This window comes from Cohnella thermotolerans DSM 17683 (assembly GCF_000429825.1).
Lineage (GTDB): Bacteria > Bacillota > Bacilli > Paenibacillales > Paenibacillaceae > Cohnella > Cohnella thermotolerans.
This window is the reverse complement of the sequence record NZ_AUCP01000093.1, coordinates 1-15,431: the sequence shown is the minus strand read 5'-3', so window position 1 is coordinate 15,431 and position 15,431 is coordinate 1. Positions and strand designations below refer to the sequence as shown.

Genomic DNA, 15,431 nt, shown 5'->3' with positions numbered 1-15,431 from the left:
AGTTGATACAGTTCCCGTTCGGAGTGGTTGAACAGATACGAAAGCAACGTCAGTCGGACGATCCGCTCCGGATCGGCAGCGGGACGCCCAGTACTCTCCGTATACAGTGGTGCCACCCAATCATAGACCATAGAGAAATCGATAGCTTCGTTCAACTGGCGCAAAATGTGCTTTTTCGGCACGAGTTCATCCATGTCGATGAATTGGAACAACTGAGGCTGGATGGTCGACGACTTACTTGCTTTCATGCTCAATCACTCTTTCAATGGTCGTGTTACTGTATAATTCGACAAAACCGTGGTAAAAGCCTGCTTGGCGGACTTTTTCACCGGACTTCTAAATCGTTTAGTACAATGTTTGAAAGCAATGGAGAGATGATACCGCCCTGTGGTGTGCCCTTATCTGGTATTCCTTCGCCTTCAATAGGAGCTTTAATCATTTTGGAAATGATCCTGAGCACCTTTCTGTCCTGTATTCCCATGTTCCACAGTTGTTTCATAAGCCGGGTGTGATTGACATTGTCAAAGAAACCTTTAATGTCAATGTTCACCATGTAATGAAGTTCCGCGTGGTTAATTAGGTGTTGGACTCTTGCAAGTGCGTGATGTGTTGATCTTAACGGGCGGAATCCATAACTATGCTCATAAAACTTTGCTTCGCAGATGGGTTCGAGGACTTGTTTGAAGGCTTGCTGTATGATTCTGTCCATTATACAGGGAATGCCCAGTGGGCGTTCGCCGTCGCCGCTTTCCTTGGGGATATATACCCTCCGGACTTTACGAGGACGATAGTTGGCTAATTGTTTTTGGATTAGTCCAACCAGCGTATCCTGCGGGATTCTTTTAATATCTTCGATGGTAACACCATCTGTTCCGGGCGTAACTGAACCTTTGTTGCTCTTGATTGTCCTGAAGGCAAGCAGGATGTTTTCCCGGCTGGTGATAAGATCGTATATTCGATCAAATTTCTTGCCTGTTTTGGACTGCTCATAGAGCTTGTCGAAGGTTTCAGTAAGCCCGTAGTACTCCCAATATCGCAGCGCTTGCATGGTGGCATCCCTCCTCTCCGTTGGGATGTTCCCATATTCCTACCTGACCCCAATGCAATTGGAAGAATCGTCTTTTGAAACATCCGGACTGGGGGCTGTTCCTCCACTTCCATTACAGAAGCTTCTTCGGTCGTGCCCCCGCTCTCACGACAGTAAATGCACTTCGGCAAAATGCCTTATAGCAACCGCCCCGCGTGACAGCGCGTTTGGTATGGACGTCTGTCGCTTTCCCTGTTCCCTACTTCCTGGCTATCCATGCTGGTTTTAGGTGTCTCCTCTGAGCCTGTGGGCTGGATACCGCCATAGTCCGGTATAGAGTGTTTCTTAGGGAACTTTCATACTCCACTCCACCCACCTGACAGATTGTCATCAATACCTTTTCAAGTATTGCTTGGTTTTAGACCCGTATACGTTCGGAGATTCGTCAGATTTCTTCTGTAATCATTCTCACCATGACCAGCTTTTCAGCGACCCGGCCTATCCCTCTCCATACCTTCTATTGCTAGTGGCTTCAGGAAAGGTTTGGCCGACTTTACCTGGCTTCATACATTGCATTCTGCCGACACAATGCATGCAGGAGTCTTAGTCTTGCGGTTTCAGGAAGACATGGTTCCATCATTCCCGCAATCGGAAGTAGAGTTAGACGTAAGGTCCTCCCTTTTCCCGCTGTTATGCGGTTATAGGGAAACAGGTCGCACGCTCCCACCAATGCCAGAGTTCGTAGGCGGAGGCCGCCTCTTGAATGTGACGGCACGCTCGCCCAAATCGGATCGCCGGACAGTCGTGGCTGACGATCAGGTCGGTTTCGACCGGCTCGCATCGAACCAGATACACGCCGTTATGGGTGCGGGACGGAACAACGCAGATGAGCGCCGCTCCGTCCGTAAAGGCGATCATGCCGCGTGGTCGAGAACGCGGATGGCTTGCACAATCTTGAATCCGTTCTCGACCATCAGATCCAGTTCGAATTGTGAATCGTTCTTGATTTCGGCGGTCACTTCGAGCGTTTCCGGCGTTTTGGCAATGACGGTTTCCGTCTTGCCGGTTCGGACGTTCTGCACGATCATTTGGACAAACGTCAAACCGCTCGGGGAGACTCCCGTTTTCATATCAACGAGCCGATAAATCGCGTTGCCGGTCGTTTTTGGAGATTGATTTTCCGGACGATGGGGTTCCGATTTGCCTTGCGAGCCTTTGACTGCTTCAGGCTCGATCTTCGAGGGCGAGGAATGGCGGCTTTCAGCCTTCGGTTCATGATTCGAACCGGATTCGTTAACCGGTACGTCCTCAATGATGATCCGCTGCGCACCCTCCACCGTCTCAATTTCGGATTCGTCCATCATTCCGAGGCCCGCAATCGAAAGCGTCACGCGGCGCTTGGCTTTGGTTTCGGCCTTCATAAGCGCGTTTGCGAGTTCATCCGGAGCGAGCGGCACGATGTTGCCAGTCGGCACGTTCCGCTGCCGCATTTCGTCCCACACGGTTTCCTTCTTGAGGAGCGAAACAACACCGATCGCTTCATCAGTCCGCCCATCCGGCATGGCGGCACGCGCGGTGACGCAATAAACGTCCCCAATCCGCTCACGATTTGTAATCGTGATACTGATGCCATGAACTTTTCGGAGCTGATCGGTACAGTCGCGCTTGGCGTAAAGAACCAATTTCCCGTCGAGCTTAAGGTAATCGAACGGTTTTGTAAGCGGGTTGAGCCCCAGCGTTTCGCATACCTTTGTGTAATACACCAATCGCTCCTGGGGATTCAAGACAGAGAGATCACCTCGGATGACCACTTTTTCCATGACGGAAAGATCGAGCGGCGTCGGGTATGCTTTTTCCTGGTCGCTTGCCATTTTTGCTCCTTTCCCGCCTTCCGGCGTCCTGCGCTTTTTTTGCCCGCACAGGGGAGGCAGTTTTTGAAAAAGAAAAAGCGTATCTGCCCTTTGGAAAAGGGAAAGATACGCTTTTCAAACACTTTATTTTTTAGGCTTGTCCGTTTCGTTACTCGTGATCCGCTGCTGTTTCCGCATCCGCTTTGAAAAGTTGATCGCGATAAAGCCTTTCTGCGAGTTTTACAACTGTATTCATGAGTCCGATATTACGGATGACATGGAGATCAATTTCTTCCATTTTGGCCGGTTGGATTTTGTCGATATATGAAACAAGCCATTTTCGATTTATCGGGCAAATTTGCGCTGTGCTTACATAGCTTTCATGCTGCAAAAAAGGATAGTCCTCAGGCGACAGCGGAACGTATGACTCCAGGATCGGCCGTCCTTCTTTAAAAGCTCTTTTTCTTTCGGCAGTTGCGGATGTAATGGGTACTACCAAAGCCAACCTTCTGTCGAGTTCGACCGCATCACTGTCATGAAGAACGATCAACTTATGTTCTCCGTGGAGGATAAAGCTTGGCGGCGGTGTCTGATCCGTAAGTTCAGGCTTCGGAATGAACCCTTGAAATACAAAACCTCGTTCAAAGTACCGCAATTTTTACACCTCACCAAATAAAAAATCCACTTCAGAGATCCGAGTGGATTTTACTCATCCCTTAACGGGATCTTAAATGTCTCTTTTCGCAAAGCCTTGTCGATCTTCGCCTGTGTTTCCGAAGTCCGTCTTCCGTCAATCGCCATGAATTCCCAAAGCGATACGCCGAAGCGGTCTTCTATGGCTTTCGTAGCGAGATCGAAGGAATCATCCGTCTGTTTTTTCCGGGGAAAAGAGAGTATTTGTGCCATACCTGTTCCCTCCGCCTTCTTCCTGACTTCATCTTATCACATTCTCTGGCTGTAAGCATCTCCCTTCATCCTACATTAAACAACAAAAGCTGATTCAATTATGGAGAACCCCATGAACGAATCAGCTCTTAAACATCACTGAATGCCCCTTTTACACGGTTCTCTCGAATCCGCGGCCCTCGTCTCCTGCACAGTCGGGGAGTGTCGGGTTACACTTTCGTCCCATCTTGCCCTGCTCTTTCATAGCGCCATCATCGCTACGAAGAGTGATGGGGAGGGTCCTCACTTCCTGTCCTTTCGGTACAGGCTCCCTTCCCGCAAAAGGACTGTGATGGCCAATCCACGGGCGAGGGAATCCCTTGTCTCCGGCTTTCGGGAGTGTAGGGTGGTACAATTGTGCAAAGTCATTATACTCACTTTCTAATGGAAATGCAAGCATACGTTCGGGCTGAAAATTAAAAAAACGCCTGGATGAATTGCTCGGGCGTTAAGAATTGAATGGGACGAACCAGCGATTGCGCGTATTCATCCGTTACGTATTCTTTCAAGGCAGTCAAACTTCGGTCGTTTGAGACGACAACATCCGCTTTGCCGTCAATGGCGCATTCCACGAACATGGCATCTTCGGGATCATAACACCACGGAAACCGTGTGGATTTTAGAATCATCTCCGAACGTAATAAATAAACGCCCGCCAAACGCAAGGCTGGAACCGGGTTTTTTCCCTTACGGACCGCGACCTGGTATATGGCCACATTTAATTCCTTAGCCATTTCTTCAGTCGCTACTGGTTGGCAGTAAACGATCGCTCTTTTAATAACCCGTTCGGCCTGAATATCACCCTCCAGCATCCCTCTGATGAACGTGCTGGTGTCGACAATCACCCTCATGTCGTCGACGCCTCGCTGGTGCGGCGGTTCTGACGCCGAACATCCTTGATGATTTTGTCGATCTCTTCGTCACTTAACTTCGGCGCGTCTTCATATTCTTTACGGCACGCTTCAAAATCAGCTTCCAACGAGGCTAACATTCTTTCTTCCTCCTTCTCTTGCATATATTTCCGAAACAGACCGTAAAAAACGCCCAGTTCATCGTCCGGCAATTTTTTGACCTCTTCCAGCAATTCCAACGCGCGTTTCATCCCAATCACCTCATGGCTTCAGTATATCACCCTTTCGCTTTCTAATAAAAACAAAAAAGCCGATTCTGCGGGCAGAAAATCTCTGCACAAAAAATCGGCTTTTAATCACGGTTGTCCTTTTTAAAGCGCATGCGCATGCGCCATTCTTTTACACGGCCCTCTCGGCACCGCGGCCCTCGTCTCCGGCATCGGGAGTGTCGGGTGGAAACTTTTGCCCCATCTTGACCCTCTCTTTTTCGCCGCCATCCAAACGAAAAAGAGGGATGGGAAAAGGTCCTTGCTTTTTCCTGCCCTTTCGGCACAGGAGCCCTGCCGTTCCGCGATCCGCGATGGCTTTCGGACCTCCAGCGAGGGAATCCCTTGTCTCCGGCGTTGGGAGTGTAGGGTGGTAAATACTGTATTTTCATTATACCCCCCTTCTGCTCGAAAAGCAAGCATATGTTCGGTATGAAAAAAATGTGCCTCGTTTCACCGGAGCCACTCACCGGTAAAAATGATACTCTCCCCTCAAATTCACGTCGAGCAGAAGCAGCACACCAAGGATCAATTCTCCCAATGGTCACGCTTGGTCTAGCGTTTCCGCGATGATGATGACACGGGGCTGGCGACGGAGGGATTCGTCCAAACCGTCGTTTTTTTCGCGCATGACCAACACACCGCGTGTGCTGACTGCCGACCGTAGTGCTGTACCTTAGTTATTAACCAACCTGAATAAATCTCACAGTTATATTCGTCAGATTCCAACATTATTTTGCTAGGCTGACCAAGCTGGCTGTCTTGGGATCATAAATAAAATTTGTAATTGAACCATCCCGAATACGGTCTACTGCTTCATCAATAACATGCAGCGGCACAAGGAACCATTCTTTTGGCCGAACAGGATTTCCGAACCGATCACGGATGGTAAGATCGAGCTGAGCTGGTGCAAATATTCGATGAAATATTCCCTCCAACTTTGTACGGTTAATTCCAGCCAATTTGTAGGTAGCTACAACTTCAACATCCGCTAGCAGATATGTGGCATCATGTACTGCATTGGCAATTCGAGTCTCGACTTTACCTCCTGTTACTCCAATTTTGTGAATCAGATTGCGGTGTTCTGCAATGAAAGGATGATCGGACATGCTACGTAAGACATAGATAGTGCCAGTTTCTACATCATCATCCCAAGTTCCACTAAACATAGGACCTAAGTCTGGATCAGTCAAACGTCGTCCTGCCTTGTCTTTGTACAATGCTCGCTGCAAAGACCTGAGAAGGAGATTACTTTCGGTACCGTTGGAATAAATGACCCTGAGCCGAGCATCAGTTAGGCCATTGGGTGTTTTAAATTCGTTACCTTTTTCAGCCACGTAAACGAATTGGCCACTCAATATAAAAATATCCCCCGCATTGATGCTCGCGTCCTTACCAAATCGCCACGCTTGTCGTATACCAGATTTGAGCTCATGTTCAACTTGTATAAACAAAGGTCGAAAACGTTCGAAATCCTCGCACTTTTCGCGACTTGCAATTTCTTCTGCGGTCTTTATTTCAGTATGTGAACGGACATGGCGCAACACTGTTATGTCCAAAAGATCCGTGCTTTCAAGCTCGGAGAGCAATTCATCATCATCCATCGTTTTCACTGATACAACCTTCGTAATCTCTTTCTTACTCAGTAGTCCTTGATAATCAAATGGTACAAGTAGTTTGCGGTATTCTTCTAACTCACGAAGACGATTGAGCCTTACGGCATACAATCTCTCGAAGATGTCATTGTCTTCATGAAACTGCGGTTCGCGGCCATACTTCTCAACAAATCGCTGAATTTCTTCAAAACCTGCGATGATACGTTCCTCTCTTGGCGTGTAAGAGCTTGTCCTCGGTACCTCCTGCTCCACGCCTAGCTCCTCTAGCAATTCGTCGTCGGAAAGGTCAGGCATTCACATCTCCCCCACTACTTTCTGCGGCCTTCTGGTTTGCACGATAACGTTGCAAGGCTGCTACACCTTCTGCCATGCGTTTCTCCCATGGATCTTGCGCATTAATATCCGGCAGTCGTCCACGTTCTTTCTTAAACTTTAGAGCCCGCTCTGCAAGCGTTCTGGCTTCCTCATAGGGAATACTTACACGTTTAGCCGAAATCACAGCTGCAACTTGTTTCAGACGCTCCTCACTTAAAGACTTTGCAAGAATCGCATATGCCTTACTGAATGGATTAATGCGATCAATAAGATCGATGTCCAGTTCACGTACACTTAATACGAACCTACGCACTCCGTCAATAAACGCTGTATTGGCTGTCGGTTCCTTATTCCCCCCAAGATTGTCATGTTCTGTTTTCTTGGCCTGTTGCATCAGGTTAAGGGCAGCAATAGCGTATTGACGTACAGCTTCCTGGTCTTCCATTACAAGATCGGGATACTTGTCCCTTATAATTTTACCCAGCCGAACCTGGGTCAGTTCCTCCGGAACGAGTTCTTCGTCAAATAAGCCACGCTCAATGGAGCTCTTATCCTGCATGAATGTCGCAATAACTTCATTCAGATCTTCCCGACATATGCGCCGGGCTTCCTCGCTCTTGGGCTCGGAAAGTCCCTTAATCTCGATTTGCAACTGTCCCGTTTCGTGATTAAACCCAACATTACATTTTTCTGGGTCATAACCGTCGTCGCCGTAATCGAACCCGGGCACCGGGCCGCTCTCCGGATTCTTTGGTTTAAACTCGAATCTAGGAGCGAGGACCTGTTCCATCAGCAGACTGGCGGCGATAGCCTTCAAGGTATCATTCACCGCTTCTGTAACGATCTGCTCAGAAGCATCAGGTTCAGCAATCAAATTTGTAAATCGAGCGCGAGTTTTACCTGGTGCATCACGAGTCGCACGGCCGATGATTTGCACGATCTCGGTAAGACTTGACCGATAGCCAATCGTCAGTGCATGCTCGCACCATATCCAGTCAAAGCCTTCCTTAGCCATACCTAGAGCAATGATAATGTCGACATGGTCGCGGTTGTTTTTATTTGCAGGGTCTTTCAGCGCTGTAACCACTTTATCACGCTTGGTTGGGTCGTCATCCACTAGGTCAGCGATTCGCAAGATTCGACCATCTGGTGTCTTGACAAGTTGGAATCCTGTCACGGGATCGGTCCCTTGCCATTCGCCCAGTTTTTCAATGATGTGCTCAACTTCCCTAATCTTGTCCTTCGTACTTTCACGAGAATTGACATTAGGAATGTGGATAATCGTCTTCTCGGTCAGATCGAGCACCTTAAGAATATCATCGGTATATGAACCTGAATAAAAGTAGTACCCAATGTCAAGCTGCTTCAGGTACTCGTAGCCGCTAAGTTGCTCATAATAAGTGTAAGTGACAGTATCGAACTTCGCCTCATCCTGTGGGGCTAGCACAGCATCAGCATCACCCCTGAAGTAAGAACCTGTCATCGCTACAATATGTACACGATCACGGGCGATGAATTGCCCGAGATGCAGACCAAGTTTGTTGTCAGGGTTGGCCGAAACGTGGTGAAACTCGTCCACTGCAATCAGCCTGTTATCAAATGCCTCCACGCCATACTTGTCAACTGCGAACCTGAAGGTAGCATGTGTACAGACTAATACCTTATCATTGCTTTCGAGGAAAGCGCCCACCGAATTAACTTTCCCACCATTATCTGAACCAGGAGCGTTACATAGATTCCATTTCGGCTCCACTTTCCAGTCAGCCCAAAATCCAAATTGGCTCAGCGGCTCGTCATTGAAGCTCGCACCGATGGATTTCTCCGGCACCACAATTATTGCCTGTTTAAGCCCCTGATTGTAAAGCTTGTCCAGAGCAATAAACATTAATGCCCGACTCTTGCCGGAGGCCGGCGGCGATTTGATAAGGAGGTACTGTTCGCCACGCCGCTCGTACACACGTTCCTGCATAGGACGCATACCCAATGCATTGACCTTCCCGTTTTTTCCATTACGGGCATATGTTACAGAAATGGAAGGAATCAATTTCTTCCCCTCGGTCATGTATTGTCCTCCTTTTTTCCTTTCATCTTAAGCTTTTTTTGAAGCCGTCATTTTATTATAGAATTCGAAAAGTTTTTCCAATCTCTCCGTATCATTCCGAAAGCGCCGCCCGATATAGATACGCTCAAGAACTTCATCATTTCGCTCATGAGCCTCTCTTAAATCGGCAGGCATGTCAGCATAAAGCTCCGCGATTGTAGCTGGAAAATGCGCCTCACGAGCCAGCAAGATATTCTCAGCGCAACGAGACAAATCAGCTTTGTTTTTTTCGGTCAGCATTGGCAACGGGAATGTATTGTAAACAACAGTATTTCCATACCTTGTACCATTACCTAGGCGACCCGCAACAGTGTCCGCCCACACACGATGTAAAGTCGATACTAATACCGCAAACACATAGAGATGAGTGCAATAAATAGTAAAAGAGTTGTGATTTGCGACATATCCACCTTTTCTTAAATCAGCAGGGACATATGGTAAAGCATTTCCGATTGTATTACCAACATGAATAAAATCTCGCGATTCGAATGTTGAGTAACAAAATGCATGTGGTCGCCGGGCAGCTTTCCTGGCATCCCTTCCTGCTCCTTCTCTGTACTGTCTACAATTTTCAATTATTTCACGCAAAGGTGCTATTTTTATTGCATTAGCCACTTCGTCATCTTCAATCCAAATACACCAACGGTGAACCCCCGAAAGCATTTCCTGCGTACCACCATACTGTTTAATGTATTTCATTACTTCAGGATTTTCGGTTCTTATTCTTTCTACGTCTCTCCTTTCCAAAATAAGCCGTTTGCCATCAACTGCGTTACTTCCCATTTTCATAGGCGGCAGACAACTTATTGGTTTGTTGACTGGAGTACAATAAATACTTGGACCAGCAAGCAGATATGGTGATATGTTTTCGCAAAGTTGAACACGGTCCTCAAAAAAAAGCTTTTTCAATCCACGTGTTGAAGCCTCTAAACCGATTATCGTACACCAAACACCAGCATTATGTGCAGCTGAGTTAGCCCATTTGAAAGGGCGATAAGCGAAACTTATCACTGCTTTATCCAGTATTATCGGCCAAAGCAATGCTACTTGTTCACCTTGGCAAATTGAACTTGTTGAAACTAAGGCCATCTTGCTCTTTGTTTGCTGAATGACATCAAGCCCTTTTACGATAAATGCGGACACGTAATCAAGTAGTTGCAAATTGCCCAAACCGACTGCAACCATATCTTCAGCTTGAGCTTTTGATTTTTTCTTAGCACCCAAATATGGTGGATTCCCACAAATGTAAAGCTCTCCACCCTCATTTTCAAAGTCGATCTCCACTTGATCTAAAGGTTTGCCAAAAAGATCATCGGAGTGGATCTTTACATCTATTCCAGTTGGTGGGCAGATACTGAGCCAATCCAGTCGCAGGGCATTTCCACAAATGATCCAGTTGTCAGAAGATAGCGGTAAAAATTCAGCTAGAGCAAGAGTCGGACCACGATAAAGTACATTGCATTGATATTCAGCAATAATGAGAGCGAGACGGGCAATTTCAGCTGAAAAGTGACGGATTTCAATACCCCTAAAATTTGTCAGTGGTATTTCAGTCTCCCTCCCACGTTCACCGCGTCGCTCGTTAATAATGTTTTCAATCTCTCGCATTTGCTTGTATGCGATGACTAGAAAGTTGCCTGAGCCACATGCCGGATCAAAAACCCGAATCCTGGATAAGCGTTTGCGCAGATTGAGCAACATGCGAGGGTTATCACCTGCCGCCTCTAGTTGCGCTCGCAAATCATCCAAGAATAGTGGATTGAGTACCTTCAGAATATTAGGCACGCTTGTATAGTGCATACCAAGCGCGCCACGTTCCTCGTCGTCAGCCACCGCCTGAATCATTGAGCCAAAGATGTCAGGATTTATCTTTGTCCAATCAAGATTACCTATATGTAGCAGGTACGAACGTGCAATTTTGCTGAATTTCGGCACATCTACACTGCCTGAAAAGAGTCCTCCATTAACGTATGGGAACGCGTCGGCCCAGCGTGCAATTTTAGCTTTTACTCGGTCAGAATTATTCATGCTCATGGCTCGGAAGATCTCGCTAATCACTTCATGCGTGTTTGATGCATCCTGTGTGCTCATCATCTCAATAGTTCTGGTAAACAGCTTCATCTCTCTGAATATCCCGGTGTCTTCGGCGAAAAAGCAAAATATCAACCGAGCCATAAAGTGATTCATCTCGTGACGCCGTTCGACCGTTCCCCATTGCGGGTTCTCTTTTAACAGTTCGACATATAGTCGGTTCAACCGGCTCGTTGCACGAATATCGAATGAACTTTCGCGAATCTGTTTGACGGTCGAAATACCTGCAAGCGGTAAGAAGAAACCAAAATGATCTGGAAAATCTCGATAAGCACAAACAACTGTCTCTCCGGACTCCAAATCCTCAGCCTCGAAGTCTACTCCATCAGTGGCGAGTATGTAGCGTGCTTTCGCTCTGGTTGTTGCCGGGCTCGCTTTCAGTGAATTAAGTGTTTTGCTAACCTCACCAACTTGAGCGACCGCGATATGGATATTGTTCGTCTGTAAAACTCCACCTATGTCAGACTTATTAGTCTCGCCTGAGCGCAGTCGTCTAATAGTGGTTTCTTTGTTACCGAACGCCCGTAGGAAAGCAAACGGAAACTCATTCTTGTCAAAAGGTTGACTCGCTAATTCGGAGACAGCTTCTTCGATTTCTACTGGGTTCATAACCCGTCTCCTCCCCTGTTAAGTCTAGTAGAAAGATAAAGATTACTCATCCTTTGAAGAGATAACAAACAAGTCCTAAAAACTGGATAAATCAATGTAACCGATAAACGTATATATTTTACCGCTTCACTATCAACGATAGATTCGCAAGGGATTTGTCAACTCTATTTTGAGTTCCATTATATCAACAGCAAATTGAAATGTTTAGCTAGGAGGATCATAAGTCAGTAACGATCGATCCATTACTAACGCACTGATAGCTTCCGGTTGGAGACTTAAACTAAACTTTCCCAACATATAGACCCCTGCTTATTTTAGCAGGAGCCTTATGTTATTAGGTAAATGCGGCTATATTTTTTACTTTCGGATGAGCGACACACAGCACTCCACATGTGAGGATTGCAGACGCAGAAGATCAAAAAGGGGCAGGCATTTGCCTACCCCGTCTTCTTATCGCCCAGATTGCGAATGGTTTGCATAAGTAGCCCATGTTGGGAAATAGTTATCATCGGCTTGATTTCCCCACGTATACCAGTCCGGTCTGCATCCACGCGCAAACAATTCGATGTAGGGTCCTGGGCTGCACGATTCGATTAGATCATATTGCTCATCTGGTTTACGGGAGTGCTCCCTTTTCAGAGTGCGAATCACATTTACCTGTCGTCGTCCTGGGTCAAGTGTCCTCGCGTTTTTGCCTCGCACGCCAAAAAGCAAAAGTTCTGTCGTGTTTCTGAAGTAGAAACCAACTCCCCGACCGTCTGGTTCGCCGTCTTTTCTAACTTTGTGCCACACGATATTTGTTTTGTAACAGAAACCCCAAGCCTCCATAACCGCAAGACCTTCAGGCAAAAGGGCATTTGGTACCCACAGGTACAGATGCGCGGGTTCTGTTACAACCTCAGAAACGGGAAGTTCTTTGATTTCCTCCAGCGTCATGGTGGGGTATCTGGAAAGCCGTTTATGTTCAGGAGCCATTTTCCCTGTGCGATTTTGGAATCGCCACGGAGGATCTGCCAGCACCGTCCTGAACTTGATTCCCTGACACGCTGTGAGAAAATCGATTCCAGCTTTATTCATTTAGACCAGTCCCTAATAAGTCTTGGTGTAATGCCGAGAGCGAGAACGGGACAGCCACCATTTCTACCTGCTTTGAGGCGATAAAGGAGCTTTCCCATCCACGTCGTGCTCGCGCCGTATTTTTGCTTGATGCCCAGATCTGCGAACACTTCGTCGAGTGATTGACTCCGTGTAACCAGTACCCCCGCGCTGATTATGCCTGCCTCGTGAAATGCACGAAAGGCATACAGATCGCGGTCAAAGGTTTGATCCTTACTGTTCCATTCCAAATCAAAAGCTACGCGGTTTTTCACGTAGTCCACTTTGTGTCCGTCAAGAAAATCCTCGATGACGAAATCATGGGTCTCGATCGTTTCTCCGTGGACAGTTTTTTTGACAAGCAAATCGCCTTTAATCCTTGTCTCATACCAGCCGACTGGACGAAGGAGAGCAGAGAATCGCTTTGGAATCGGTGATTCATTGCCGCCCCCTATCAGGAGATCGTCGGTTGTGAGGCGGAAATTGAGCAATGCTTCGATCAGCTCTGAAAACTCACTCTGACAACTTGTACCCAACAGCTCTTCTGCGTGGCGAAAATTATGAACTTCATACAGTTCCCGAATTTCATCTGGTAGATATACCATTGGCATGTAATTCCCCTACTCAAAGTGCGCTGTTTCTCTGCTCCGTTTACCAGAATACATTTCCATCTCATACATGCCACATTACCGAAAACCAACGAAAAACAAAATCGTCATAAACAAACGTCGAGGGAATCAAAATTCTCCCGACGGCTTGTCCGTTCTTGATGTGAACTACTCTTTGCCTGCACTAACGCTTAAGCGTCATTATTATTTTATCCACTCCCCATTATACCACCGATAAAACCGATAGTCACCCTTCAAATCCTCATCCAAAAGCAGTTTCGCATTTGTCAGCAAGTGACTCAAGGGCTGGACCTGCTCCAGCGATTCCGCGATGACGATGATCGGGGCAGCGGTTTGCCTCAGGGCATCGTCCAGCCCTTCCATCGGTTCTCGAAGGATCAACACCGAACGATCGTCTTGCCCGATGGTGACTTTGCCCGTAAACGGCTGCGGAGCCGTGTGAATTTGAAACGCCTTTTGTTTGTCGTTTAAGGCACAGCAGAATTGAAAGAAGACCAGCGATTTCAAAATGCGTTCCGTTGTCCAGGTTCGCACATTGGGTTCAGGAAAATTCAAAAGTTTCGCGCCGCGCGAACCGAGTGTGAAAACCGGGATCGGGTTTTTGTTTTTGACAAGCGTGTGCTGAACCAGCTTCTTATCGTAAAGCATCCTGCGGACATGGCGGCGCTGGAAACCAAACAGCCGTCCGATCTGCACGCTGCCGATCATTCCGATCTGTCCGATGGCTTTCAGAGCCTCCGCCTCTCGGGAATAACGGATCGGCGCATTTCCCGGCTCCCGATCCGTCTGGTCAGCCGGACAAAATGTCCAATTGTGTCGGATGGAAAAAGGCGAAAGCAACGGATTCACCCCCCTTTTGTAAAAAGATGGGGCGGACTCATGCCGCCCCGCCGCTGAATTACAGCTTCCGCACGATGCGTCCATGGATACGCTGCTTTTTCACATCCATCTCATGGATACGGATCAGGACGCGGTTTCCGCGCCGCAGCCGGTCAAATCGCATGTGCGGCACGAGCGCGTCAACGCCCGGTTCCAAATTGACGAAGATGCCGTATTCGGCAACGCCGGACACTTTCCCGACGTATTCGCCGCCTTTTACATACCGTTTCGTGCAGTCCGGCCACGGGCAGGGGTCGACCGCCTTTTTGCTGACGGATACCTTTTTGTTCTCCTTGTCCAGCTCGACGACTTTCACCTTGAAGTGATCGCCGGGATGAACGGCTTCCCGCAGATCCTCTATCCAGCCGTGCGTGAACTCCTGCACCGGCAGTTCGAGTTGAATGCCGCCGATATCGACCGTGAGCGCTTTTCGCTCGACCCGGCGCACGACGGCAGTGATGACGGCATCTTTCTCCAGCCGTTTCCATGTCATGCCTTCCATGTGCTCGATGGCGTCTTTTCGGGAGGCAATGAACGTATCACCTTCGCGATCATAGGAAACGATTTTGAACGCGAGCGGTTCCCCGATCATCCGACGCAGCGCATGAGCGTCGTCCACACCGGAGAATTCGAGCGGAATGTATCCCCGCACATTCCCCACCGCAACAACCGCGCAAAGCTTGTCCAGTTTGGTTTCGCAGCCGATCATCCCGGCTTGCAGAATCAGGTTGTTTTGCTTTGCGGCGTAAATTTGCGCCCAGGATTCGTCGTACGTCTCTTCCCGGAGTTTTTCCTCCTGAAAACCTTCGATCAATACGCGTTTTAATTCAGCGCTCATCGTTTTTTCCTCCTTGTATGCTAAGAGCAGCTCCTGATTTGGGGGTTGCTCTTATGATTTTTGTACCTTGAAAACTGAATGTAATGGTCCCGGTGGGGGACGCAGCCCAAGCGAAGCGCGGGAGCGGCCCGAAGGGACGAAAAATAGGTGTTTACGATCTTGGGCTGTCCTTGGGAAAATGCCAGTAGGTGCTACCGACGGGAATGTTCCTTCTCCCCCTGTAGACTCGATCAGTCGGGTTCTTCCATCTGAGAGTGTCCCCTTGGCCTCTTCCGTATTTTCCTACACGCTGACTGTATCCCGCGCGTCGCCATCTCTT

At 48.0% G+C, this 15,431-nt stretch carries 14 protein-coding genes; all 14 read right to left on the bottom strand.

Going from position 1 to position 15,431, the window contains the following annotated elements:
* Positions 1 to 248, bottom strand: a 248-nt coding sequence (locus tag G485_RS0115985) for a transposase (protein WP_027093124.1), incomplete at its 3' end; no start/stop codon positions are given.
* A gap of 77 nt (positions 249 to 325) precedes the next feature.
* Positions 326 to 1,048, bottom strand: coding sequence for a reverse transcriptase domain-containing protein (locus G485_RS26855; protein ID WP_084423343.1), 723 nt, complete (start codon positions 1,046 to 1,048; stop codon positions 326 to 328).
* 893 nt (positions 1,049 to 1,941) lie between these two features.
* Positions 1,942 to 2,898: a hypothetical protein gene (locus G485_RS28535; RefSeq protein WP_051318338.1), complete on the bottom strand. Its 957-nt coding sequence runs from the start codon at positions 2,896 to 2,898 to the stop codon at positions 1,942 to 1,944.
* A gap of 148 nt (positions 2,899 to 3,046) precedes the next feature.
* On the bottom strand, positions 3,047 to 3,427 hold the full coding sequence (locus G485_RS0115970; protein WP_027093370.1) for a type II toxin-antitoxin system PemK/MazF family toxin: 381 nt from the start codon (positions 3,425 to 3,427) through the stop codon (positions 3,047 to 3,049).
* A gap of 155 nt (positions 3,428 to 3,582) precedes the next feature.
* Positions 3,583 to 3,783 carry a hypothetical protein gene (locus G485_RS26845; RefSeq protein ID WP_035156628.1) on the bottom strand — a complete coding sequence of 67 codons (201 nt, stop codon included), beginning with the start codon at positions 3,781 to 3,783 and terminating at the stop codon, positions 3,583 to 3,585.
* A gap of 455 nt (positions 3,784 to 4,238) precedes the next feature.
* On the bottom strand, positions 4,239 to 4,673 hold the full coding sequence (locus tag G485_RS0115960) for a putative toxin-antitoxin system toxin component, PIN family (protein WP_027093369.1): 435 nt from the start codon (positions 4,671 to 4,673) through the stop codon (positions 4,239 to 4,241).
* Entirely contained in the window at positions 4,670 to 4,924 is a 255-nt protein-coding gene (locus tag G485_RS0115955) for a hypothetical protein (protein ID WP_027093368.1), read from the bottom strand. Before G485_RS0115955 ends, G485_RS0115960 begins: the two co-directional genes overlap by 4 nt.
* Before the next feature lie 746 nt (positions 4,925 to 5,670).
* Positions 5,671 to 6,849, bottom strand: a complete 1,179-nt coding sequence (locus G485_RS0115950; protein WP_027093367.1) for a GIY-YIG nuclease family protein — start codon at positions 6,847 to 6,849, stop codon at positions 5,671 to 5,673.
* Positions 6,842 to 8,932, bottom strand: a complete 2,091-nt coding sequence (locus G485_RS0115945) for a DEAD/DEAH box helicase (RefSeq protein WP_027093366.1) — start codon at positions 8,930 to 8,932, stop codon at positions 6,842 to 6,844. Before G485_RS0115945 ends, G485_RS0115950 begins: the two co-directional genes overlap by 8 nt.
* 27 nt (positions 8,933 to 8,959) lie before the next feature.
* Entirely contained in the window at positions 8,960 to 11,671 is a 2,712-nt protein-coding gene (locus G485_RS0115940) for a class I SAM-dependent DNA methyltransferase (RefSeq protein ID WP_027093365.1), read from the bottom strand.
* 450 nt (positions 11,672 to 12,121) lie between these two features.
* Entirely contained in the window at positions 12,122 to 12,748 is a 627-nt protein-coding gene (locus G485_RS29255) for an MT-A70 family methyltransferase (RefSeq protein WP_084423341.1), read from the bottom strand.
* Positions 12,745 to 13,377 (bottom strand): BglII/BstYI family type II restriction endonuclease, encoded by a 633-nt coding sequence (locus G485_RS0115935; protein WP_035156625.1) that lies wholly within the window; start codon positions 13,375 to 13,377, stop codon positions 12,745 to 12,747. Before G485_RS0115935 ends, G485_RS29255 begins: the two co-directional genes overlap by 4 nt.
* Before the next feature lie 201 nt (positions 13,378 to 13,578).
* A complete protein-coding gene (locus G485_RS0115930; protein WP_156922395.1) occupies positions 13,579 to 14,244 on the bottom strand; it encodes a hypothetical protein in 666 nt (221 codons plus the stop codon).
* 49 nt (positions 14,245 to 14,293) lie between these two features.
* Entirely contained in the window at positions 14,294 to 15,112 is an 819-nt protein-coding gene (locus tag G485_RS0115925; RefSeq protein WP_051318337.1) for a S1 RNA-binding domain-containing protein, read from the bottom strand.
* Between the last annotated feature and the right edge of the window lie 319 nt (positions 15,113 to 15,431).